We start from the raw sequence: 25,210 nt of genomic DNA on the forward strand, positions 1-25,210 counted from the left end.
TCGAGCGTTGGGAATCGAATTATGCAAAATGCTGAAATATTATTCACATCACATAGGAGGCAATCTAATGCCCAGTAAACCTGATTTATCTGTCAAAGATTCTCAAGGAAGAAAGAATAAGAAACCGCGTAAATGGGTACGCAGAACCGGATTATCGCTGCTGGCGGTAATCCTTCTGGGAGTGGTTATTTTTATGCTCATCCCTTCCCCTGTCCAGCCTGCAAAATGGTTTGCACCTTCGGCCCCCTCATTTGAACAAGCGGGTCCATGGCAACAAAACAACAAACTCAGCTCCGCAGAGCTTGTTACAGATGCCCCTAAGTTTCCGGAATTTATCACCTTTGACAAGGTAGGAAATTTATATACGGGAGACTCCGACGGGAAAATTTATAAGGTTGCCTTTGATACTAAGGGCAATCCGCAAAAGGCCCAGCTATATGCAGATACCCAAGGAACGCCCAATGGACTTATGTTTGATGCAAGTGGAAATTTGATCGTTACGGATGTTAAGAAGGGGTTGCTGTCGGTAGATCCTTCCGGAAACGTGACGGTGTTGGCCAATCAAGTCGACGGCACACCGATCTATTTGGCCAACGAGCTGGATATTGCCAAAGATGGTACCATTTATTTTTCTGACACCTCCAATTATGGCAGTGTAGTCTTCAAAGAAATCGCCGAGAACAAGCCACATGGACGTTTGCTGAAATATGATCCGGTGACCAAGCAGACGACAGTTCTGTTGGAAGGCCTTTATTTTGCGAACGGGGTTGCCTTGTCTGCGGACGAAGATTTTGTGCTTGTGGCAGAGTCGTATCACTACCAATTGACCCGATACTGGCTCAAAGGGCCGAAGAAGGGGACTTCGGATATTTTTGTGGATAATCTTGCCGGTTTTCCGGATAACATTACGCGTGATGATCAAGGCCATTTCTGGGTCGGTCTCTTCACAACACGTATTCCCTTTGTAGATCAGATGCATGGAAGCCCGTGGCTGGCTGGAATGATGGCCAAATTGCCTCAATCGCTGCTCAGCGGTGCAAGCGCACCTGTGAAGCATGGGCTTGCTGTGGAGCTTAATCCGCAGGGTAAACTCAACGGAAGCTGGCATGATCCTGAAGGCTCGCTTTATGGGGTAACCACGGCTGTAAACCATGACGGATATTTATATATAGGTACAGCTCCTGGAGGCAGCCAGGGTGTTCATCGCGTGCTTTTAACCAAATAAGCTTGGGGAGGGTATAACATGATATTGGATGAGTTGAGATTATCCTGGAAAGCGAAGGAAAGCCTGGCCGGGAAAGTAGCTTTGGTAACAGGCGCAAGCAGCGGCATTGGGGCATCGATTGCAAAAAAACTGGCAAAGCGAGGCGCGTATATAGCTGTATTGGCACGCCGTCAGGAACGATTGGATGAATTGGTTCGCGACTTGCACCAAGAGGAATTGTACGAGGTCATGGCAATACCTGCCGATATCCAAAAAGCTGAAGACGTACAGCAGGCGGTCCGCGCCATTCTTGAACGCTGGGGACGGCTTGACATTATCGTTGCCAATGCTGGCTTCGGGTATCGAAGCCCACTGGCAGAAGTGGAACTGGAAAGGTGGGAGGAGCTTTACAAGACGAATGTGCACGGTCTTGTTCTGACACTGAAGTACGGACTTCAGCCAATGAGGGAACAGGCCAAGGGGGATGTTGTCATTGTCTCCTCTATTGCAGCGAAGGAAGTGGTTGCCGGAGGAGGACTATACAGCGCTACCAAGTACGGTGTTAGCGCTATAGCCTCTGCATTGCGTTTGGAGACCAGTACGCAAGGAATTCGTGTAACTGCGATTCACCCCGGGGCGGTGGCGACGGAATTTTCGCAGGTGGCCGGATATCCCGAGCAGGAAATTCGGGCGTTTGCTTCGAGCGTTTTGCCGCTGCATCCCGATGATGTCGCAGAAGCTGCCCTTTATGCACTAGAGCAGCCGGAGCATGTCAATATTCCAGAGTTGACCATTATGCCTTCGAGGCAGGTCCAGCGGTTCAAATAGAGCGATATTTATTCTGACACAAACCGGGTAACCGGGTATGGTCATCGCCGATGCCGGGTATGGCGGCGATGAGGACTACATGCCTTCGCTTGACCATAACCTGCTCAGATGGATGAGCATGAACCAAAAAGCGCGAGCTACAGGGGGAATAACCCTTGCACTCGCGCTTTTTATACTAATGACGAAGCGTGACTGTCCAATAAAATTTAAAACCAGCTTTGGGACAGCTCCATTTACTATTGAGCAGACCATCCATATCCTGTGAAAATTCTGGCCCCACGTTCGCTCATCCAGTCATCGTGAGCACAGCTATAGTGTAATGACATACAGACCTAGCGGCGTAGTTGCACTGCCGGCGACCATGAAGCTCAGATTATAGCTGGATCTGCCGGGAGGGACGCTGATATCAGCCAATCGGCATACCTTGGTATTATCTCGTAGCAAAGGGATACCATATACACGATCATCTACGCGTACAGATCCGGCGAACGCACCCCCACGTGGATTGGCGTAGATTCGTACGATACGTACCTCGTCACTGTCATTAACGATGGGAATGGTCGCGTTGTATATGGTTCCGAATTGTCCGCGATTATCTAGCGCAGGCCCCAGCTCGCTGCGTGCCCCGGTAAACAGCAGATCGGCAGGAGTCTCGCCGTTCAGCTTTTTGGTGGCACACGCCCGATAGTTGGCGCTCTGCCCCACCACGTACTCTGGCATCCGCGCATTCGTTTCGGAAAAGGACCACACCCCTCGTGGATGCGCCTGGGGTGGAGGTACGGGAGGAAGCGCGTCCATATGAATCTGGCGCAGATCGGTCTGCGTATCCTTGCTGATCACGGTGCGAATCACATAATCCAGCGTACCGTGGCCTTCAGCAAATTCTACTGTGAGGTCATAGATGAATCCGGCCAGCGATCCTTCGGGCAGCTCAAATTCCTCCAGCAGGGAGGTGCCTTTGCCGAATTTATGACGGTCTGCTGGCTTTAGACGTTCCATCGTACCCGCCAAACAGCTTTTGGCAATAGACTGCCCGACATCTATAATCCAGTTGCCATCCTCAGGCACAATCTTAAGGGCACGTTCAATATGACGTACTTCTAGTTTAGCAGCGCTTCTGTTCTCTACGGTGATGCCCAGTTTAACAGCGCTGCCGATTTTGTTATAATGCCAGCCGAAAATGCGATGTTTGACTGTTCGCGTTGTCGTGCGAACCACGTCATGCCACAGGGTGGCTTGCTCGGTAGGTACCGTCACGTGGGTAAGCGTCTCCGGGTTATCGCTAAGCATCAGGCGGCGTGTTCCCCCCTCAGTGGCTGACTCCACGTCCACATGGATATTGGGCGGGATCACAGCAGTTTCCACAATCAGATCCTTTGGCTCCTTGGGTCGATGGTTCATGTAAATTCCTCCTTTTATTCAAAAATGGCACCGCTTTGGGTACATGTATATGGGCAGTTCATAAATATAGGTAACGCCAGATACACTTTTACAACCTGTTTTGCAAAATATTTTTTTAAAATAAACCTCCGTAGGTTATAGCGGCTCTGCTGATGCATGGAAGCAAGCTTACAAGACTCTTGTTTCCCTTCACTAACGATTCGCAGACAGGTATTGCGTGTATGTTAAGAGCATAAGCTATTGGATGTACAGAGAAGCTACAGGAGGGAAACATGCCTAGAAAAATATGGTGGAAGGAAGCCGTTGTATATCAGATTTACCCGATCAGTTTTCAGGATTCTGACGGAGACGGTAAAGGGGACTTGCGAGGTATTTTGTCCAGGCTGGATTATTTGTGTGAGCTGGGTATTGATGTAATCTGGATTTGTCCGGTATATAAATCGCCCAATCACGATAACGGATATGATATTAGTGATTATTATGCCATTATGGATGAGTTTGGAACAATGGAGGATTTTGACGAACTGCTTCACCAGGCGCATGAACGAGGCATCAAAATCATGATGGATTTGGTATTAAACCATACATCGGATGAGCATCCGTGGTTTACGGAGTCACGCTCGTCCAAGGATAATCCGAAGCGGGACTACTACATATGGCGAACAGGCAAAAATGGCGGATATCCGAACAACTGGGAATCGTATTTTTCCGGTTCAGTGTGGAAATATGACAAGCTTAAAGACGAATATTACATGCATCTATATTCCGAGCATCAGCCAGATCTGAACTGGGAAAATGAAGAGATGGTGAGCGAACTCTACCGCATGGTGGAATGGTGGCTGAAAAAGGGAGTCGATGGCTTCCGTTTTGACGCCATTGCCCATATTGTCAAAGCGGAGGGGCTGCCGGATGCCGATAATCCTGACAAACGAACCTTGGTACGTGCCTATCAGCTCTTTTCCAATCTGGAACAGGTACATGTACTTCTACGGATGCTGAATGAAAAATTACTGGAGCGTTATCCCTTAATGACAGTTGGCGAAACGTCTGGTTTAGGACCGGAACAGGCGCTTGATTATGTGGGGGACCAGCGGCATGAGCTGAATATGGTTTTCCAGTTTGAACACATGTTTATTGATGCACAAGGGCTAGGGACGGAAAAATGGAAACCCAAGCCGTGGACACTGGTGGAGCTGAAAAAAATAATGAGCAGCTGGCAGACAGTGCTTCATGAGGAAGGATGGAATGCCAATTATCTGAACAATCATGATCAGCCGCGGGCCCTCTCGCGATTTGCGAATGATGGACAATATCGTGTGGAGTCGGCCAAAATGCTGGCAACCTTCACGCATATGCTAGAGGGTACGCCTTATATTTATCAGGGTGAGGAAATTGGGATGACGAATATTGCATTCCCGTCCATTGATGATTATCGGGATGTGGAAACGTTGAATTATTATGAGCAACAACGGAAGCTCGGTGAGTCTGAGGAACAGATTATGGCAGAGATCTGGCGGAAAAGTCGGGATAATGCGCGTACTCCCATGCAATGGAATGCTGGACCCTCAGCCGGATTTACCGATGGAGAGCCGTGGATGAAGATTAACGATAACTACACACATATTAATGCAGAGGCAGAAAGAAATAATCCGGACTCGATTTTCCACTATTATCACAAGTTAATTGCTCTGCGCAAACAACATGAGGTTATAGTCTATGGCGAATACAAGCTGCTGTTGCCGCTAGATACGGAACTGTATGTATTCACTCGTATACTAGGAGAAGAGCGGTTGCTGGTCATTTTGAATTTCTTTGACCGTGATCCGGTGTACCACTGGCCTGAGGAGGACTTTCCTGTCGCTAAGGCGGAGCTGCTGCTGTCCAACTACAAGCCGGTTCAAGGAGAACAACTGCATGCCTTGAAGCTGCGCCCTTATGAAGCCAGGGTGTATAAGCTAACCATGCAATAGGTGTTGCTATCTTTAGAATGGTAAAAGGAAGGGAAGGTTCATAGAGAGACCTTCCCTTTCTTGGCGTTTGGCTAAATGGTAACCATTTCAGCCAACTCACGTATTTTGGCGATAATCCGGTCTTCTTGATTTTCCCCCTCATTAGGGATCGATTCAGTCGCGAAGGCAGCCAGTTCAGGATGGTGATGAATCATGACGGCATGGTGTGCCTCCCTGAACATCGGAATATCATTCGCATCATTGCCGAAGGCGATAAATTGACGGGGCTGCACACCAAGCTTCTGAAGCGCGTTCCATTTATGGATATTTTGTGGGCTGATGTCCAGCACTTGTTCATTACGGTGTTGATGGATGACCACGCCGAGCGGCGAAAGCTTGGCGGCCAGCTCATCCATATCGTTATATCCATTACCTTCCTTGGTCGTAAACTAAAAAGCCCGATTCACACTGGCTACCATGGGCAGTTGTGGATCGGGCTGATAACGTATCGACTCATTAAATTCAATTACTATTTAGTGATAATGTTTCACCTTAAGGTCGTCTAGACTTTTAAACTCATACCCTTGCTTGCGAGCCTCGTCGATGATAGAACCAAGTGCCTCGACATTGTCCTTGGATACGGAGTGGAGCAGAATGACCGCACCAGGGTGGAGCTGACCAATCACTTGACGATAGGCATAGTCCGTTCCTTGCTGAATATTTGTGTCCCAGTCCTTGTAAGCTACAGACCAGAACACGCTCGTATATCCAGCTTCTCGACAGGAAGCCAATGCTTTTTCATTAAAAATGCCGCGAGGCGGCCGGACGTATTTCATTTCTTTTTGCCCGGTTAGCTCTGCCGATGCATTTCGTACCCGATCTAGCTCAGACCGGATCTCTGTCGAAGAAATGGTGCTCATATCAGGATGGCTCCATGAATGGTTTCCGATAATATGACCCTCACTGGCCATGCGTCGCATCAAATCAGGCTGGTCTTTTACAAAATGCCCTGTCACAAAAAAGGCGGCTGGAACCTTTTTGGCCTTCAATACATCCAGCACTTTGGGAGTATACCCATTCTCATAGCCGTTGTCGAAAGTGAGAAATAATTCTTTTTTAGTCGTATCCCCCAGAAAGATGCCACCTTGCCTTTCGATTAGTTGCATAAAACCTTCTTGTGCGATGGAAGGCAGCTCCCCTCCCTTACTTTTTTTGAACCCAAAATGATAAGGCTGTCCGTCAACAGTCTGAGTAGCCCATGCGGGTTCTGCCGTAACTGTCAACATCCCTATAACTGCAACGCATAGCCACAAGGTAAATATTCGCTTCATCTATCTTCCTCCGCTTCCGTCCCGTTCGGGCAAGGTGTGTATGCTTCGGCATATTTCATACCATTTGCAATATCATGCTGATTTATGCAAGGACTGAACTAACCAAGACTCAAAACACATATTGACATGAATATTAAATCGAAGTAGTATACTTTATAAAACTTACTAGAATACTCGGATTTAATTCGATCATTCATGCCAAAGAAAAGCAATCAGCTTAGAACATCTTACATACTTGTGAGAACGGAAGGAGTTAGGACTCATGATTGAACTTAGGAATGTATCCAAAACCTATGTGAGAAAAGGTCTAAGTATTGAAGCGTTAAAAAATATAAATATCAAAGTGGATAAAGGAGATATTTTCGGATTTATCGGATTCAGTGGCGCTGGGAAAAGTACGCTGATCCGTTTGGTCAATCGTCTGGAGAAAGTAACCAGCGGAGAGGTTCTTGTTGAGGGGGAACAGTTAAATACCTACTCGACCTCTGGGCTGCGGAAGGTAAGAAAGAAGATCGGAATGATTTTTCAGCATTTTAATCTGCTGGAATCGAAAACAGTGTTCGACAACATTGCAATTCCGTTGGTGCTGCTTAAGCGCAACAAACGGGAAATAGAGGGGCGTGTAAAGGAGCTTTTGGCGTTCATAGGATTGTCGGACAAGGCGAATAGCTACCCCAGCGAGCTTTCCGGCGGACAAAAGCAGCGTGTGGGGATTGCACGGGCGCTTGCGAGCAACCCGTCCATTTTGCTCTGTGATGAGGCAACCTCGGCACTTGATCCGCAGACCACACAGTCAATTCTCGACTTGCTTCGTAAAATCAATAAGGAATACAAGATCACCATTTTGATCATCACCCATGAAATGTCGGTGATTCAGCGGATTTGCAACAAGGTAGCCGTAATGGAAAAGGGGGAAATCATCGAGCAGGGCAATGTCCTGGAGGTATTCGGGCAGCCGCAGCACCCGACGACACAGAGCTTTGTACGCACGGTCATTCACGATACGGTACCCGAGAGTGTGCTGCAAACGTTCGAACAGCAAGAATCGCAGCGAATATACAAGCTGGAATTTATAGGGCAGGTTGCTTCTGATCCGGTGGTTCATGAATTGATTCGGCAGCATGATATCCACGTGAACATTTTGTTTGCCAACATGACGGAGATTCAAGAAACGACGATTGGCTATATGACGATTCAACTGCGCGGTGGACAGCATGCCGTTCAGCAGGCTGTTGATTTTCTCAAGAGCAAAGGAGTTCATATTCAGGAGGTAGAGAGTCTATGATGATTACAGGAACTACGATCACCTGGGATCAACTGTGGGAAGCTTTGTATGAATCCGTGCTCATGGTCAGCATATCATTATTCATTGGCGCCCTGATCGGTATCCCTATCGGTATTTTACTCGTCATCACCCGTCCAGGCGGAATTCTGGAGAACAAATGGCTGCACAATATTTTGAATCCAATCATTAACATTGTTCGTTCCTTACCGTTTATTATCTTGCTGATTGCGATCATTCCGTTAACCCGTCTGATTGTGAATACATCCATTGGGACCAGTGCGGCAATTGTCCCCTTGATTATATACATTGCGCCATATATCGGAAGGCTGGTCGAAAACTCGCTGTTGGAGGTAAATCCGGGGATACTGGAGGCAGCAGATGCGATGGGGGCGACCCCGTTTCAGGTCATTCGATACTTTTTGCTTCCTGAGGCATTCAGTTCTCTGATTTTGTCGTTAACGACAGCAGCCATTGGTCTGATTGGTGCTACTGCTATGGCTGGTGCGGTCGGCGGAGGCGGAATTGGCGATCTGGCGATCGCATATGGCTATCAACGTTTTGATACGCTGGTTATGCTGATTACCGTCATCATTCTAGTCTTGTTTGTACAAGGTGTTCAGTCCTTGGGGAACCTATTGTCCCGTAAAGCACGCAGGGGTTAAATTAGATGTTTTTCTTTTTCACCTATTGTCTGTTCATAGCTTGTAATTTTATAATCCATGCGTTCCAACACATTTTCCATATCTTTCATTTTTGCAATGAGCTGCTTGCGCTGCTCTATTAGGAGTTCTTTTCTAGCATTCATCGTTTCATCACCTTGCTGGAATAACCTAACATACTTAATCAAAATTTCAATGGGAAGTCCTACGCCTCGCATACATTTAATATATTCAACCCATCTGCAATCTTCTACCGTGTAATCCCTGATGCCACTTTTATTACGGTTCACACGCGGAATAAGTCCGATGCGTTCATAATAGCGGAGTGTATCCTGAGATAGTTCAAATTTTTTGCTTACTTCTGCGATCAACATGCAGACTTCACCTCCTGATTTCTGATCAAGAAACGCCCTATGTAAATGGATAGGGCGTTCTTGTCGTTGCTTATTTTGAAACTGTCATTTCATCCATATTTACTGAGCGCCAACTACCGGATGAGGAACATACGGCTCTTCCAGCAATGCGATTTCTTCAGGTGTTAACGTAATCGAAAGAGCAGCTACTGCATCTTCAAGATGAGACGTTTTCGTAGCACCGATAATCGGAGCTGTTACCGGTTCTTTCTGTAGCAACCAAGCAAGTGCGATTTGAACGCGAGGAACTCCACGTTTTTCTGCGATGGCCGCAACCTGCTCCACGATCAATAGATCGGTATCGGCAGTCGCATCGTATTTAGATTTCGCAACCTGATCGGTTTCGGAACGATGTGTTGTTTCCTGTACATCACGCGTCAACCTTCCACCTGCAAGCGGGCTGTATGGAATCACACCGATTTTTTCTTCCTTACAAAGCGGCAGCATCTCTCTCTCCTCTTCACGATATAAGAGATTTAAATGATTCTGCATTGATACAAATCGGGTCCATCCATTCTTTTCAGCGACATGTAACGCCTTTAGAAACTGCCATGCGTACATGGCAGAAGCACCAATATATCTTGCCTTCCCGGCCTTCACAACATCATGTAATGCTTCTATCGTCTCTTCAATAGGGGTATTGTAATCCCAGCGATGGATTTGGTACAGATCCACATAATCTGTCCCCAGTCGCTTAAGGCTCTTATCTATTTCACTCATGATAGCCTTTCGGGAAAGTCCCGCACCATTCGGGCCTTGATGCATACGGAAATGAACCTTTGTCGCGAGGACAATTTCATCTCGATTCGCATAATCCTTTAAAGCCCGTCCAACAATTTCTTCGCTAGTTCCATCTGAATATACATTCGCGGTATCAAAAAAATTAATACCTAGCTCCAGGGCATTTTTTATAATGGGACGACTGCGCTCTTCATCTAGTATCCATGGGTGAATCCACCGTTCTGCAACCCCAAAGCCCATACACCCAAGACAAAGCCGGGATACATCCAAGCCGGTATTTCCAAGTTTCACATAGTCCATTTGATTATACCTCGCTTTCCTAGATATTGTTTTCTTCAAATGTAGTCTACTCCAGCTACTTACACCGGATATTATTACATTTGGAGTTCACTCCAAGTCAAGCAATTTTGCTCCGGAATGATTCGTATAGGTCTAATTGTTCAGAATCGGTTCAGTGGGGTTTCGTATACTTCTCTTAGCATAGTTCCTTGGTTGCATAAATCGTAGAACTAAACATGACTAAAGCCTTTGATATAACAGGATATATGCCAATAAATAGTGTCTAGGAGTTGAAATGTTGAAACTTGTAAATCGAAATAAATGGATTGCATCTGCGATGGTATTGGGTATTGCCTCAGGTTCAATCGTATCTCTGCCTTGGGTGGGCGGCGTCCAGACTGCTTATGCAGCGACAGCAGATACGCAAAGCGAAACTGGATTTGTAACACAAGCTCGCACCTTGGGTTTGATGACAGGCGGTAAGCAGGGCGATTTTATGGCACAAAAGAATTTGACCCGCGCAGAAGCGGCTAAAATTTTGTGCAGTCTGTTCCAACTGGAAGTTAACAATCAGCCGCAGACTTCTTTTATGGATGTGTCATCCGATGCATGGGGCGCTCCCTATATTGAGGCTGTACGTGCAGCCGGGTATATGACAGGCAATGGCGAACTGTTCCGTCCGGGGGATGCCATTACCAAGGAAGAACTGATCGTATCGCTAGTACGTGCAATGGACTTACAGGATGTCGGCACAGCGAATGCACAGCAAAATGCAGTTCAAGTTGCCCGCTCTTATGGTCTGTTATCAGAGGATGCTTCTACAACGGATTTGAAAAATCCATTGAACCGGGAGAGTGGTGCGGAAGTATTCGTCAGCCTGCTGGATCATCCGGTAGGAGAAGTGAAATCAGAGGGCAATACTGTTCGCATCGGAAATATCCCGTACCAGTTGGAAGGATCTTTGCAAGGTTTGTTTGGTGAAAATAACAAAGCTGTATTAAAAGGGGCAAAATTCGACCTTAACCGTAATTTGCGTACACTCACAGGTGTGAATAAGCTGGAAATTAACGCAGACGGCGGCGTTTTTGACGGTAAGGGTGTATCTTTTGAAGGACGCCTGATCGTCAATGGCTCGGTAACCTTGAAGAACATGTCCTCCACAGGCGTATTGGAAATCAAAGGCTCAGGGACTCAGCCTGTATCGGCCATTTTGGAAAATACGGCATGGTCTAGTGTGGAGCTGGGCTCCAAGGATGCCAAGCTGACAGCAACCGGGACGACGAAGATCGACAACCTGACGCTGAAAAATGATGCATCGATCGTGACCGAGGGAAATGCCGCGATTAGCCGCGTTTCGTTGCAACAGGGACTGGGCAAGCTGTTGGTTAGCGGCAGTATTGGTTTGCTGGATGCATCACAATATGTGGGCGTTCCTTTTATTACGCTGGCTAAGGGAGCTACAATCAACCGGCTTAACCTACCGGAACAAAAACAGCCGCAGGATGTTATCATTAACTATGATGCGATGAAAGAAGCTGTTAGTCTCGTGAATGGCACGACGAACTCGTCCTCTACTGGATCGGTTGTCACGGAAACAGAGAGCAAAGATAAGAAAAAACACAACAGTGACATTGTCAACGTAGACCGCAGTCAGCTGGAGGCAGAAGTCCATGCAGCCAAAGATCTGCTGGATCGTGCAGGTGAGGGTGGACCGGATCAGGCACTCTACCCGGCTACGGCCAAGGAAAGCCTGTCGGCAGCAATCCACCAGGCTACGCTGGTACTGAACAATACTACAGCTACACAGGCAGAGGTAGATCAAGCGCTCAGCACATTGAAACAGGAAGTTTCTGTGTACACAGATTCAGCCACAGAACCGATGATTGGAACACAGGAATTAGTTAGGCTGATTCAGGTAGCTTCGACTACCCTTGAGCAAAATCGAATGGTTAGCGACGAATTCCCACCTCTTTGGGATGATTCATTAAGTCAAGCAATTCAATTTGGCAATAATGTGTTAGAAGGGAATGCGCCCCAAAATATAGTGGATCGGGAAGTAGTAAGCCTGCGTCGAGTAATTAAAGTATACGAAGCATCGGTAAGACTCAGAGATGCCTATCTGCATTTTCTCGATGTAACGGATCATGTGGAGAATTTGAAAACAGACAAAGCGCGTTACAAGTCCTTAGTGAGAGAAGGATTAAATGTATATGTGAACCCATTAACTACAACGGAGCAGTTGGACGAATGGACACGAAAAATAAAAGATACGACAGAAGCATTCATGGCACTGCAAGCAGCGGACTTCTCAGTGCTTAAAAATACTTTACAAGAAGCGGAGGTTATCTACGATCAGAGTGGCTCTCAAAATGCCGAACTGGCCAACCTCATTCAGGAATATACAGAGAAGATGCATACGGCTATGACGCAGCAGGACGTATTGACCTTGAACATGGAGCTGAGTCAAAGACTTGCGGAATTCACTGCGCCAGTACCTGCTACAACTCGGGAAAAACTGCACCAGCTGGTTCAAGACATTCATCTAAAACTGCTGTCCAACCCTATTGCTCGTAATTACTTAAATACGGAAATGCTTCCTTTAGAGCAACTAACAGAACAAGCCAACTTTGCACTCATGATGCCGTTTACTCCTGAGGAGCAATTGGTGATCTCTTATAATCAATTAAGTCAGGCTAAAGGGACCTATATTGAAAAATATAACGAGAAAAGGCTACAATTGAGAGCCGAAATCATTGAAATGCAGGCATCGATCAATGGAATTTTGGTGCAAAATTCAGGCTCATTAAGCGCTGAAGCCCAGCAAGCCTTGTCTTCTGCTTCAGAGCATGCCTCCATCTTCTTAGGTTTGCCTAGCTTTGAATTGCAAGACGTGGTTCCTGTATACGAGGAGTTGCAACGGGTACAGAGCCAGTATGCTGCACCAATAGCAGTGGATACCATGTTGTTAAATTTCAACATAAGTATAGCTAATAATGAAGTTCAGACGTTCGGCCGTCATTATACCCAACAAGATAACGAAGAACTTCAAGGGCAAATTAATCAGGCAAACCTTGTGCTTAATACTCCGGATATTACACAGCTTCAGGTAGACCAGGCTAACACAGATTTGATTACAGCACTTTCGAACTACCAATCCAAATGGATCGTAACTGATCTTGATATCAATGAACTCAAGAACATTGCGAACAATCTGCTTACAGTAAATGGTACAGATCCTACGACGGTCTACTTTCACAGAGTAGTGGATGCATTCAATCGTCTGGACCAGTATTATCCTATGCCGGAAATCAAGAAAAATTATATGAATCTGGAAGATGCGATTCAGGAGTATAAAGATTTTGTAGCCAGCCAGCAACAAAGCAGCGGAACAGGAAGTGGCGACAGCAGTGGAGGAACAACACCACCAAGCGACAACAGCGGAACAGGAAGCGGCGACAGCAGTGGAGGAGCAACGCCACCAAGCGATAGCAGCGGAACAGGAAGTGGCGACAGCAGCGGTGGAGCAACGCCGCCAAGCGATAGCAGCGGAACAGGAAGCAGCGACAGCAGTGGAGGAGCAACACCACCGAGCGATAGCAGCGGAACAGGAAGCAGTGACAGCAGCGGTGGAGCCACGCCGCCAAGCGATAGCAGCGGAACAGGAAGCGGCGACAGCAGCGGAGGCGATTCAGGCTCGATTCCTGGCGGTGGTAATGATGAAGGCATGATTCCTTAATAAGGGAAATGCAGGAAGTACAAGGGTGTATAAAAGGGGACGATTCCACACAGATTTTTGTCTGCGGCGGGCGTCCCTTTTTGCATGGGCAGCGCTTCTAATACAGCTGGTTAGAATAACCGATACTAAAAGATAGACGATATTGAAAAGAGCGGGGGATTTATGAAAAAACAGGGGGTTTTATTTTTTATTATACTTCTGCTTGCGGTTGCGTTGCCGGTGTATCCGTTAGTGTCGGGTGTTTTATCCGGGAACAGTCATTGGAAAGCTCACAACGGTATTATTGATTTGCGTAATTGGGACCCTGATAAGGAAGGCCCTGTACAGCTGGGAGGGGAGTGGGAATTTTACCCTAATCAGCTTGTGCAACCTTTATCCTTTCATGAAATGCAACAAGATAAGGATTGGGAAAATCATCAGAGTTCTTCAGAGTTGGGGGTGGAAACGAGATCTTCTGCCAAGATTGTGGATGTGCCAGGTAGATGGAATCAGTGGATGCCTAAGGGACAGGCGACCGGATATGGAACCTATCATATCCGTGTGCTGTTGCCTGAAAAAGCGGAAAATCTGTACGGCATCTATATGCAAAACATTCGCAGCGCCAGTCAAGTATGGATTGACGGAGAAAACGTGGGAGCAAGTGGTATTCCCTCTGTTTCTGCCGACAAGGGCAAGCAGGGCAATGTTCCCTATGTTGGATTTGCAGCGATAGATGGACATTCGGCTGATATTACCGTGCATGTGGCTAATTATAGCTACTCCTCCGGTGGAATCATTTATCCACTGTTATTTGGGGATTACGAGAGTATTACGCATAGCCGGGAAGTTGCAATGGCAGAGGACACCGTACTGATAGCAGGATTTTTTATTCCTACCGTATTTTTTATCATGCTATACCTTTTACGTAAAAAGGAGAAGGCATTGCTTTACTTAGGATGTTTTTGTATCTCGGCTTTATTTTATATTCTGACACATGGAGAAAAGCTGCTGGTTTGGGGAATACCGGACTTACCTTATGAATGGATACTAAAAATACAGTCGTTCTCTTCAACGCTGTTCTACTATTTTCTGATCCGCTATGTTCATCTTTCGACGCAGATTGTTATGAATCGGATCGTGCTGCGCCTCTATAATATTACAACCGCACTGATGCTGGGTATGGGACTATTTTTGCCTACATTGGTACTCTCATCCTTTGAAGCGTTTATTCTTCTTTTTGGTGTAGTCAGTGTGGGATATGTATTACTGATCTTGATCCGTGGGCTCCTTCAACGGACGGATGACGCTGCACTGCTAGTCATTAGTATTATGAGCATTCTTATGATTGTAGTGACTAGTTTTGTGTACATTCTGGGCTGGGGAGATGTGCGTGGGGTGACAGCCTATGAAATGCTCATATTCGTATTGGCTCAAACGCTCCTGCTGGCCAAACGTTTTGTGCATTCGTTTATGGAGGTTGAGAACCTGTCACGACGGTTGCTAACACTGGATGGGTTAAAAGATGAATTTCTGGCGAATACGTCACATGAACTGCGCACTCCTCTGCATGGAGTTATTAATATCGCTCAATCCATGCTAGACCGCTACGGGACACAATTCAATGAGCCGCAAAAGCACAACTTGGCCTTGATTGCGAATGTAGGACGCAGACTTTCGTATTTGATTAACGATATTCTGGATTTTTCTAATTTGAAAAATGGCAGATTAGCCTTAAATCGTCGGCCTGTCAATGTACAGGCAGCTGTGAATTCCGTGCTGGAGGTATTGGGTCATACGGTGGGTAAGAAAGAGATTCAATTCGTCAAAGAATGGTCCAATTCGTTGCCCAAGGTGGATGCGGATGAGGATCGGCTGATTCAGATTCTGTACAATTTATTGGGTAATGCGGTGAAATTTACGGAGGAAGGCGAAATCGTAATCTCTGCCAAATCGGGGAACCGTGAAATGGAAATCAGTGTGAAGGATACCGGGTCCGGTATTGCCCAGGAGCATCTTTCGCATATATTTGAACCTTTTAACCGAGGGGCGAATGCTGAGGATGAAGGATACAGTGGAACAGGGCTTGGATTAGGCATAGTTCGTCGTCTGGTGGAGCTGCATGGTGGTCATATCCGGGTAGAATCTAGATTGGGCAAGGGTTCGACCTTTTATTTTACACTGCCCTTAGCGCAGACTGGAACGTTGGCACATGAAGCTCAAAAAGATGTTTCGTCTGCGGTTATATTGCAGCCTGGTGTGACGTGGGGTCAGAATGTGATTTCGCATGAAAAGGATGCACTGGAGCAAGTTCAGACTGTTCCTTACAAAGTGCTGGCTGTAGATGATGATGAGGTTAATCTTCGGGTGCTGGAGGAGCTATTATATACCACAGGTTGTAGCGTGGTGGCGGTGGATCATGCCGAGGAGGCACTTCACATACTGAATGGCCGTTCCCGATTTGACCTAGTCATTACGGATTGGATGATGCCGGAAATGTCCGGTATTGAGCTGTGCCGACGGATACGGGAACGGTATTCCCTGTCCGAGCTACCGGTGTTGCTACTGACGGCACGCGACCTGCCCGGGGATATCCGCGCAGGTTTTATGGCGGGAGCTAATGATTTTCTACGTAAGCCTGTTGATGCTGAGGAATTAAAGGCGCGTGTGCGCACGCTGTTGAACATGCGTCATTCTGCGGAGGAAGCGGTGCGTTCGGAAATGGCCTTTTTACAGGCACAAATCAAGCCGCATTTTCTGTACAATGCCTTGAATGTCATTGTTTCGACCGTAGCCGTAGACCCGGACAAAGCAGCGGAGCTACTCATGGAGCTGAGTCAGTATTTGCGGGGCAGTTTTGATTTTCAGAACAGGGAGAATACGGTGCCATTATCCAAGGAGTTGGAATTGGTAGAATCGTATGTGGCACTGGAAAAAGCACGATTTGAAGAACGTTTGCAGGTGACCGTAGAGGTAGGAAGGAACATCCGGTCGCTCATCCCGCCATTAAGCATTCAGCCCATCGTGGAAAATGCGATACGGCATGGTGTGATGCAACGGGCAACAGGTGGAACCGTGCGAGTGGTTGTGCAGGAGGATGGAACCGATTTTGTGGTCAGCGTGACCGATGACGGCGTAGGGATTCCGTCCGAGCGACTGGAACAGCTGCTGTCGGAGGATCATGTATCTTCCAGCGTGGGACTGCGTAATATCCATCGCCGTCTTATCCATATGTATGGAGAAGGATTGCGAATTGAAAGTAATCCTATGCAAGGGACGACGGTAAGCTTCCGTGTGCCGGAAACGATCTCGCCCCGGCATACCGATGAATAAAAAAAAGTACAGTACATTTGTCGGAAAAGCTAAAGTCACGTCCGCAATGATACGATATATAAAATATAAGAAATTAAAAACCGTAAGGATAAAGCAGATAGCATGTAAATAGAGCATCATGATAAATGGTTGCAGCAGGAAGGGAGTACGGACACAAATGAAGGCGATTTTGATTGATGATGAGAGGTCGGCATTAACCTACTTGGAACGGTTGCTGGAGGCGGACGGACGGTTAACGGTAATGGGCAAATATACGTCTGCACAAGCGGGGCTGGATCATCTGGCGGCAGAACGTGCGGATATTGTTTTTATAGATATCGGAATGCCAGAGATGAATGGTCTGGAGGCCGCCGAGTGGATTCAACAGTTAGATTCTCATATTCATATCGTCTTTGTGACCGCGTACTCGGAATATGCTATTGAAGCGTTCGAGCTGCAAGCACTGGATTACTTGTTAAAGCCCGTTCATGCCCGGCGGCTATCCAAAACGTTAGATCGGATTGCAGCCACGCTGGCTGATCCCCGTTCTTCTAGTTTGGGAGCTTCAGCAGAGCAATCCCCCAAGGTACGTTGTTTTCAAAAACTTGAAATTTTGGAAGATGGACAGGAAGCCGTAGGTGCGAAACCATTCAAATGGCGCACATTAAAGTCGCAGGAGCTATTTTCCTTTTTATTACACCATGAAGGGGAATGGGTGAGCAAAGAACAATTACTGGATGCGCTGTGGCCTGAATATCATTTGGACAAGGCTGTTGTTCACCTGCACACATCCATTTACCAAATCCGCAAGGCGTTGAAAGAACGGATGCAAGATACGAAGCTGGAATATAATCTGGATCGCTACCGCTTGAACCGCAATGGCTGGATTACAGATGTGGAGCTATTCGAGCGGGGAATATCCGAATGGGCTGCATCCGGTACCGGCGGTAAGCCGCGTATTGAGAGCCTGTTGGCACTATACCGTGGCAACTATCTGGAGGAGCACGATTACCCGTGGGCATATGCAAAAAGGGAGAAGCTGCGCAATATGTATCTGGCATGTGCTTCTGAGCTGGCGAGAGAAGAGCTTCGCTCAGGTCGTACCCGGCAGTCTGTTCAGCGCTTACTCAGCCTACAGCAACGGGAGCCGTACTCAGACGATATCTGCAGTCTGCTGCTGACCGCCTACGCCCAACTGGGCGATTATACCGCTGCGCAAAAGCATTATGAAAGCTTCGTCAGAATACTGGAAGATGAGTTGGGTATTGAGCCGCAGCAGGTGACGCACCAGTTGTACGTGCAATTGAAAACACAGACGCTACCTGCGTAAACTGCTGTACTACCTGTCTTCTTCAGTGGCATATTCATATAGCATATCTCTTCGCGGTTGAGTCGTAATTGAGAGGTTTTAGGGTGGACGTCAGACAATCTTCTTCAGCTCAGACAGGACAAGGCGGTAACCCTATTTCGATCAATGCTTCGGATGTTGGGGTAGTAAGAACAGATGTTAAAAATAAATAAACAGCTTGGATAGAAGTTCTTATTCGACGTAAAGAGACCATCAGGAACAAGTAAACATCTTGTTCCCGGTGGTCTCGCTTTTTTTGCCGTTATTCGGCAGGTACTTTCATCAGCATCCTATAGAGGCTTATGCCTTTCTTCTACTGAGCAGGTGCTGCCTTCAGCACAGCGTATCCGTAGGGTGGAAGCTTGGCGTGCAACCCCTTCGCTCCTTTGGACCACTGGCTTTCGCCAAAAGCTAATTGCCATTCCTGCTCAGGAATGTCCAGTTCAAAAACGTGATCCTCATCGGAACGGTTGAGCAGCACGAGCAGTACTTCTTCCTCGCTGCGGCGCTCGTAGGCAAGTGAGGTGCCCTCTGGCTGTGCCTCCAAAAAGGTGATGCTTCCCTGATCACGGAGGACCGGGTGCCCCTTACGAAGCGCAATTAGCTCGCGGTAAAAGTCGAACAACTCGCGGTCCTGTTTGTCGGTGTCCCACTCCATACATTTGCGGCAGCCTGGATCGGCATCTCCATCCAGGCCGATCTCATCGCCGTAATAGATGCAGGGTGCGCCCATGTACGTGAACTGGAACAGGGCGGCCAGTCGCATCAGCCGCTTGTCATCCCCGCACAGTGTCAGCAGGCGCGGTGTGTCGTGGCTATCCAGCAGATTGAAGGCAACCTCGGATGCTTGCTGTGGATAGCGGGCCAGCTGTCGTCCGATGGCGAAGGCAAAGCTTTGAGCATCGGTCACTTTTTTGACGAAAAAATCATTTACTGCGTAGGTGAACGGATAATTCATCGTTGCATCGAATTGATCCCCCTGAAGCCATTCAGATGATTCATTCCACATTTCACCCAAAATGTACGCATCTGGATTGGCCTGCTTGACCGTAGTGCGGAATTCCCGCCAAAAGGCGTGATCCACCTCGTCTGCCACATCCAACCGCCAACCATCGATGCCGATTTCTTCGATCCAATGCTTTGCTACATCCAGCAGGTACTTTTTCACCTCAGAATGTTCGGTGTTCAGCTTGGGCATCATCGGTTCCAGCCCGAATGTATCGTACGTCGGTGTGCCATCCACCACTTCCAGGGGAAAGCTATGTACATGGAACCAGTCCTTGTAAGGCGAGGCTTCGCCTTTTTCTTGCACGTCAACGAACGGTTTAAACGTACGCCCTGAATGGTTGAACACCGCATCAAGCAGCACCCGAATTCCTCGGTCGTGGCAGGCATCGACCAGTTTTTTTAATGTTTTTTTGTCCCCGAAATGCGGGTCCACCTCCATATAATCCTCTGTATCATATTTATGATTGGTCGTCGCCTTGAACACAGGAGTCATATATATGGCGTTAATCCCTAGCTCGTTCAAGTGATCCAGGTGATCCAGAATCCCCTGAAGATCACCACCGAAAAAATTGTCTCTTTGTGGTGTTCCGCCCCATGTCTCTGCACCTTCTGGGCTGATAGAGGGGTCACCGTTCGCAAAACGTTCCGGGAAAATCTGATAAAATACAGCATCCTTCACCCATGCAGGTGGCTTCAGAATATCAATCGGGTTCAAAAACGGATATTGGAACAGTTTATCTGCATTTTGGGGTTCCTGGGTGGTGAAGTCGTCCTCGTTCATCCAAATACGTTCCTCACCGTCTTCTAGCAAAAATCCATATTTCAGCCGACGGTGAGTAGGTTTTACGCTGCATTCATAGTAATCAAACCTGCCATCGGTAGCGAATTTGGACATCGGGACAAGCTGTCGGGTACGGTCCCAATCGTATTTATCTCCGGTGAGAGCATGAACGGTATTCAGGTCATTTTTCTTCGCACGTAGCCGTAGAAATATCGTTTCATCATTATAACCAAAAGCCCAATTTCGTTTCGGGTGATGGTATATCGCTTCTAGCAGCATCGGGTAGTCCTCCTTTTTTCACGAGCATTCAAATTTGAAAATGTGAAGCGTATGTCGTATAAGGTAGTTATTAACCTTTTTAAGTGGGTCATGTACCATAAATGCTATAATGCCCATTACATAAAAGAAAAACGATAAGTAGGTGTCTATTATGAAAACAAATGTGTTATACATCGAAGATGATCAGGATATCGGTGCTTGGACGCATCAGTATTTGGAAGAGCGGAATTACGCTGTAGTATGGCTTCGCAGCGGGGAGGGGGCTGTGGAAGCAGCCCGTACGTGCCAACTCGTGATTTTGGATGTGATGTTACCCGGTCTGGATGGATTCACCATAGGGAAGCGGCTCAAGAAAGAGTACCCGGAGCTTCCCATTCTCATGTTGTCTGCCCGTACATCCATTGACGATAAGCTGCAAGGACTGGATTTCGCCGACGATTATGTAACCAAGCCCTTTCACCCGGACGAGCTCATAGCACGTATGGAGATTTTGCTGCGCCGATCGGGAACCGTGCCCGAAGAGTCTTTACAACTGGGGCATCTCTCTGTGTTCTCTCCTGATAATCGTATTGTGAACCGTGATACCGGGGAGGAAATTACACTGACAGGTAAGCAATATCACATTTTTGCTTATTTGCTACGGCACTTGGGCCAGATTATGACGAAAGAGCAAATATATGAAGCGGTGTGGGGGGATCCATATATCGACGGAGACAAAACTTTAATGGTCCATATCCGACACCTCCGCGAAAAGCTGGAGATTGATCCTGCGGCACCCCGCATCATTGAGACGATCCGTGGTGTAGGATATCGGGTGAAAGCATAATGAGCAGGACGCGCAAGGATTGGAGGAGGCTACACCCCAGATCTAGGCCGGGTCAGGGAGGTCGGTTTCGCAGTTCACTGTTGTTCCGTTATCTGGTCATTATTGTGGTTGCTATGATGCTGTTGCCCATTGTGTTGCCTGCTACAGCCTTGATATATAGCGTGTTATTGAATTGGGGGGCGGAGTTCAAGCCTAAAAACGCTTACTATCCCTCTGCTTCTCATACCGAAAATAGCTGGCATCGCGAAGCTGTAGCTTTGAAGGGAGCCACACCAGAGCAAATCTCAGCCCATCTGCGCAAAATACAACAAGATATGTTCCCTAACTCACAAATATTTTGGGTGGATCCCGCAGGTAAAACAAGGTTGGAGTTACCGACACAACCTAACATGCCAAAACAATGGAACGCTGCGCAGGCTATAGAATTTATGAAACAAGCAAGCTATGAGGGGCCGTTTACGGTAGTAGCCTTTATTGGTGGGGGCAAGAATGATGTGAATCAGGGCTATATGGTGTTAAAAGTGCCCCGTTCGTTCTTTGAACAGCCACCTACAGATAGTAGCATGTTCATGTACTATCTCTTTTTTATCGTATTGGTTTTGGGCGCTTTTATATTCGTATCTCTTCTGTTTTTTGGAGGCATTCGGCGTAGACTGTTGCAGCTTCAGGCCGCCATGTCGCAGCGAGGAGAGGATGGCTTGCCTATTCTTGTTACCACTGGACGCCCGGATGAAATCGGCAAGCTGGAAGAAGCATTTAATCAGATGGTTGAGCAGTTGGCAGAAAGTCGGGGACGTGAGCGTCAAGAGGAAGAGCTGCGGAAGAGACTGGTCGCGGATCTGTCACACGATATTCGGACGCCGCTTACGGTCGTGCGTAGCCATCTGTATACACTAGATAGTGAAAATCTGAGCAGCAGAGGGAAACAGTCGATTACACTGATGGAAAACAAGCTAAAAGACCTTGGGAGTCTGATCGACAATCTGCTCACCTATAATCTGCTAGCTAGTGGGAAATACACTATGAATAACACACCGCGTGATATCCTACGGCTAGTGCGGGAGTGTGTAGCCAGCTGGTATCCGGTGTGGGAAAAGGAGGGTTTTGAAGTGGATATCGACCTGCCCGAGCATAGTATGGTGTGGAATGTCGATGAGCAAGGCTTCCGCCGTCTGCTGGACAATCTCTTTCAAAATGTAGTTCGCCATGCTGCCTCAGGCCGATATATCGGTGTTCAAGTACAGAAAGATAATGGGACAGAGGCATTGATTATCAGAGATAAAGGGCCCGGTATGGAGCAACAGTCCAGTGAAAAAGGGGCTGGGATTGGTTTGGCGATTACAGAACTGCTGGCTCGCGAAATGAATTTGGAGAGGGAGATTATCAGTTCATCAGCCGGGACCCGAATCCGTTTTTTAAACAAAACTTAAACTCAGAGTTCCCTTGGCTTTAAACTTGGCACGTTACGATAGGTGTCGAGGTGAGGAACTTGAACGAATACATTATTGAAACGAACAGTCTCAGCAAAATATACAAAGGCCGCGCGGCGGTTAATCAGCTGGACCTGAAAATAGCTCAAGGAGATATTTACGGATTTCTGGGTCCAAATGGAGCGGGGAAAACGACAACGATCCGTATGCTGCTTGGACTTATTCGCCCAACTCGAGGAACGATCCGTATATTCGGCAAAGATATTCGCAGACATAAGCTCGATATTTTGCGTAAAGTCGGCTCGTTGGTGGAGTATCCTTCGTATTATGGTCATTTGAACGCAATTGAAAATCTGGAGGCCATTCGCCGTATTTTGAATGTACCCAAGCAAAACATTGCGGAAGTGTTAGAGGTCGTCCGACTGACCAAGCATGCCAAACGTCCAGTCAAAGGCTACTCGCTGGGCATGAAGCAGAGACTGGGTATTGCAGCAGCCCTGCTTGGGAATCCCGAAGTGCTCATTTTGGATGAGCCTACGAATGGTTTGGACCCAGAGGGTATTCAGGAAATGCGCACATTGATTCAGGCGATGCCTAAGGAACGGGGGATCACCGTGCTGGTATCCAGCCATCTGTTGAGCGAGGTAGAGCATATGGCGAATACCGTGGGTATTATCCGTGAAGGAGAGCTGGTCTTTCAAAACACGATTCATAATCTCCGTCAGGAATCCGCAGGCGGGATTCGGATCGTAGTGTCGGAACCGGAAGCAGCCCAATTGATTGCGCGTGAGCAGGGCTACCATTCAGTGAAGGACGGATCGGCGCTGGATTTCGAGAACATGAATGATGCGGCTGTTGCGCTGCTGGTCAGAAGATTGGTCGAAAATACGCATGCCGTATACCGTGTGGAGGAACGCCGCAAATCGCTGGAGGATATGTTCATGCAGGTAGTGGGCAAAGGAGGGGCTTCCTTATGATGCTGCGAGCGCTCACGGCGGATCTGCTCAAAGCACGCAGAAAGGGAATCTGGTTCTTGGTGTTCCTCGGTCCCCTAGGGCTGGTAGCGATGCAGGGACTGAACTTTGGGCTCCGCTATGACTATCTGATTCCGCGATACAAGGGGCGTTTATGGGAAGGCTTGATGGATAACATCGCTATTTTTGTCCCCCTTGCGCTGGTGTTAGGAGCCACGATGGTCGCTTCCATGCTGGCGAATGTGGAACATTCGTCTAACTCTTGGAAGCAGCTGCTGGCTTTGCCTATTTCCAAATTTAGTGTTTATATGGCCAAGCTGGCGCTGGCGATCGGGATGCTGTGCGTGTCCTGTCTACTCCTGACGGTAGGGACGTGGGTGTTGGGAATGATTCTTGGCTTCGGGGGAGAGCCTGCACCCGTAGGGGAACTGCTACGACTCGGGTTTTGGCCCTTGGGCGGCACGCTGCCTATGCTCGTATTATTGTTGTGGTTAACGGTCACGTTCCATAATCAGGCGCTGCCTGTAACACTGGGCATTACGTTAGGCATCGGCAGCTTGTTTGCTTCACAGCTGTCCGAATGGTTTCCGTTGGCATGGCCGCAATTCGCATGGGTTGCACCTCAGGCGTGGATGTTTGCGTCCGTCGGGTGCGGAACGGGCATGCTTCTCAGTCTGCTGACAGCGGCCCATTTTAGCCGAAAGGATGTGGCGTAATGTTCGGAGGATATGTGCGGCTACTTTCTGTTGAACGTATGAAAATGGCCAAATCGCCCGTCTGGCTCCTTGCGCTCGTCAGCCCGGCGATTGCCGTCTTGATTGGCTTGCTTGCGAATCCGGGAGGGAACTGGCTGTTGCTGTTGACTGCCATGCTTACATTACATGCCATGCTGTTCATGCCGATGCTGACCGCCGTATTTGGATCTCTAGTCTGCCGATTCGAGCATGGGGGCGGCGGTTGGAAGCAACTCATGTCATTGCCATTGTCCCGCACCAGTCTGTATGCGGCCAAGTTGACAATTATTATGGTCTTGGTCGGATTGACTCAGCTACTGTTCGGAGGAGCGCTGCTGGGTGTTGGAGCTGTGCAGGACATGAACGGACCAATCCCTTGGGCCGTGATCGCTCAAAGTTTGCTCGCAGGCTGGGTAGCCTGCCTGCCGCTGGCTGCGTTGCAGTTGATGGTGTCCTTCTTGTGGTCCAGCTTTGCCGCACCGCTTGCTTTGAATTTCGTCTTCACCGTGCCCAATATGCTGATCGCCAACTCTCAGACCTATGCTCCGTATTATCCGTGGGTACAACCTTTATTGGCGATGATGCCGAGTGGGGGAGACGACTTCGGGGCGTTCATGGTGCCGACGGATACACTCTTGACGGTGGTACTGGGTAGCTTTGTCCTGTTTGCATTGGCTGGCCTGTCGATATTTCGTTATAAAGAGATATAAGACGAA

General features: G+C 47.8%; 19 protein-coding genes. 13 read left to right on the forward strand and 6 right to left on the reverse strand.

The genetic code is table 11. The features are described from left to right. The first annotated feature begins 67 nt into the window (after window positions 1-67). Window positions 68-1,225 carry an SMP-30/gluconolactonase/LRE family protein gene (locus G9G54_RS15870; protein WP_165178799.1) on the forward strand — a complete coding sequence of 386 codons (1,158 nt, stop codon included), beginning with the start codon at window positions 68-70 and terminating at the stop codon, window positions 1,223-1,225. 18 nt (window positions 1,226-1,243) lie between these two features. Further along, window positions 1,244-2,032: an SDR family oxidoreductase gene (locus G9G54_RS15875; RefSeq protein ID WP_165178800.1), complete on the forward strand. Its 789-nt coding sequence runs from the start codon at window positions 1,244-1,246 to the stop codon at window positions 2,030-2,032. A gap of 309 nt (window positions 2,033-2,341) precedes the next feature. Here the strand turns inward: G9G54_RS15875 and G9G54_RS15880 are convergent, their stop codons facing one another. Further along, entirely contained in the window at window positions 2,342-3,433 is a 1,092-nt protein-coding gene (locus G9G54_RS15880) for a hypothetical protein (protein ID WP_165178801.1), read from the reverse strand. 272 nt (window positions 3,434-3,705) lie between these two features. Between G9G54_RS15880 and G9G54_RS15885 the strand changes: the two genes are divergently transcribed. Next, window positions 3,706-5,403 carry a glycoside hydrolase family 13 protein gene (locus tag G9G54_RS15885; protein WP_165178802.1) on the forward strand — a complete coding sequence of 566 codons (1,698 nt, stop codon included), beginning with the start codon at window positions 3,706-3,708 and terminating at the stop codon, window positions 5,401-5,403. Window positions 5,404-5,474: 71 nt separating this feature from the next. Here G9G54_RS15885 and G9G54_RS15890 read toward each other — a convergent pair whose 3' ends face one another. Then, entirely contained in the window at window positions 5,475-5,798 is a 324-nt protein-coding gene (locus G9G54_RS15890; RefSeq protein WP_238808133.1) for an HAD family hydrolase, read from the reverse strand. Window positions 5,799-5,915: 117 nt separating this feature from the next. Beyond that, window positions 5,916-6,713, reverse strand: a complete 798-nt coding sequence (gene pdaA, locus G9G54_RS15895; protein WP_165178803.1) for a delta-lactam-biosynthetic de-N-acetylase — start codon at window positions 6,711-6,713, stop codon at window positions 5,916-5,918. A gap of 262 nt (window positions 6,714-6,975) precedes the next feature. Here pdaA and G9G54_RS15900 point away from each other — a divergent pair, with 262 nt between their 5' ends. Together G9G54_RS15900 and G9G54_RS15905 are read left to right on the forward strand one after the other, a co-directional pair. Continuing rightward, on the forward strand, window positions 6,976-7,998 hold the full coding sequence (locus G9G54_RS15900; protein WP_165178804.1) for a methionine ABC transporter ATP-binding protein: 1,023 nt from the start codon (window positions 6,976-6,978) through the stop codon (window positions 7,996-7,998). Further along, entirely contained in the window at window positions 7,995-8,660 is a 666-nt protein-coding gene (locus G9G54_RS15905; RefSeq protein WP_061831143.1) for a methionine ABC transporter permease, read from the forward strand. The genes G9G54_RS15900 and G9G54_RS15905 overlap by 4 nt, the downstream gene beginning before the upstream one ends. Here G9G54_RS15905 and G9G54_RS15910 read toward each other — a convergent pair. Next, window positions 8,657-9,031 (reverse strand): MerR family transcriptional regulator, encoded by a 375-nt coding sequence (locus G9G54_RS15910; RefSeq protein WP_165178805.1) that lies wholly within the window; start codon window positions 9,029-9,031, stop codon window positions 8,657-8,659. The genes G9G54_RS15905 and G9G54_RS15910 overlap by 4 nt on opposite strands. A 99-nt stretch (window positions 9,032-9,130) precedes the next feature. Then, a complete protein-coding gene (locus G9G54_RS15915; RefSeq protein WP_165178806.1) occupies window positions 9,131-10,111 on the reverse strand; it encodes an aldo/keto reductase in 981 nt (326 codons plus the stop codon). A 274-nt stretch (window positions 10,112-10,385) separates the two neighbouring features. Here G9G54_RS15915 and G9G54_RS15920 point away from each other — a divergent pair, with 274 nt between their 5' ends. The 3 genes from G9G54_RS15920 to G9G54_RS15930 all read left to right on the forward strand — a co-directional run bounded on the left by G9G54_RS15920 (window position 10,386) and on the right by G9G54_RS15930 (window position 18,444). Beyond that, window positions 10,386-13,826 (forward strand): S-layer homology domain-containing protein, encoded by a 3,441-nt coding sequence (locus G9G54_RS15920; protein WP_165178807.1) that lies wholly within the window; start codon window positions 10,386-10,388, stop codon window positions 13,824-13,826. A gap of 162 nt (window positions 13,827-13,988) precedes the next feature. Continuing rightward, on the forward strand, window positions 13,989-17,135 hold the full coding sequence (locus G9G54_RS15925; protein ID WP_165178808.1) for an ATP-binding protein: 3,147 nt from the start codon (window positions 13,989-13,991) through the stop codon (window positions 17,133-17,135). 157 nt (window positions 17,136-17,292) lie between these two features. Then, on the forward strand, window positions 17,293-18,444 hold the full coding sequence (locus tag G9G54_RS15930) for a response regulator (RefSeq protein WP_165178809.1): 1,152 nt from the start codon (window positions 17,293-17,295) through the stop codon (window positions 18,442-18,444). A 331-nt stretch (window positions 18,445-18,775) separates the two neighbouring features. Here the strand turns inward: G9G54_RS15930 and G9G54_RS15935 are convergent, their stop codons facing one another. Beyond that, window positions 18,776-20,530: an alpha-glycosidase gene (locus tag G9G54_RS15935; RefSeq protein WP_165178810.1), complete on the reverse strand. Its 1,755-nt coding sequence runs from the start codon at window positions 20,528-20,530 to the stop codon at window positions 18,776-18,778. Between the two features lie 151 nt (window positions 20,531-20,681). Here G9G54_RS15935 and G9G54_RS15940 point away from each other — a divergent pair, with 151 nt between their 5' ends. From G9G54_RS15940 to G9G54_RS15960, 5 genes are read left to right on the forward strand one after another with little or no spacing between them, the layout of a single operon-like run. Then, window positions 20,682-21,356, forward strand: a complete 675-nt coding sequence (locus G9G54_RS15940; protein ID WP_165178811.1) for a response regulator transcription factor — start codon at window positions 20,682-20,684, stop codon at window positions 21,354-21,356. Next, window positions 21,356-22,786 carry a HAMP domain-containing sensor histidine kinase gene (locus tag G9G54_RS15945; protein WP_165178812.1) on the forward strand — a complete coding sequence of 477 codons (1,431 nt, stop codon included), beginning with the start codon at window positions 21,356-21,358 and terminating at the stop codon, window positions 22,784-22,786. Before G9G54_RS15940 ends, G9G54_RS15945 begins: the two co-directional genes overlap by 1 nt. Window positions 22,787-22,845: 59 nt before the next feature. Next, window positions 22,846-23,763 (forward strand): ABC transporter ATP-binding protein, encoded by a 918-nt coding sequence (locus G9G54_RS15950; protein ID WP_165178813.1) that lies wholly within the window; start codon window positions 22,846-22,848, stop codon window positions 23,761-23,763. Next, window positions 23,760-24,476, forward strand: coding sequence for an ABC transporter permease (locus G9G54_RS15955; RefSeq protein WP_165178814.1), 717 nt, complete (start codon window positions 23,760-23,762; stop codon window positions 24,474-24,476). Before G9G54_RS15950 ends, G9G54_RS15955 begins: the two co-directional genes overlap by 4 nt. Then, window positions 24,476-25,204 (forward strand): ABC transporter permease, encoded by a 729-nt coding sequence (locus G9G54_RS15960; RefSeq protein WP_165178815.1) that lies wholly within the window; start codon window positions 24,476-24,478, stop codon window positions 25,202-25,204. Before G9G54_RS15955 ends, G9G54_RS15960 begins: the two co-directional genes overlap by 1 nt. The last annotated feature ends 6 nt before the right edge of the window (window positions 25,205-25,210 follow it).

This window comes from Paenibacillus sp. EKM212P (genome assembly GCF_011066115.1).
Lineage (GTDB): Bacteria > Bacillota > Bacilli > Paenibacillales > Paenibacillaceae > Paenibacillus > Paenibacillus polymyxa_B.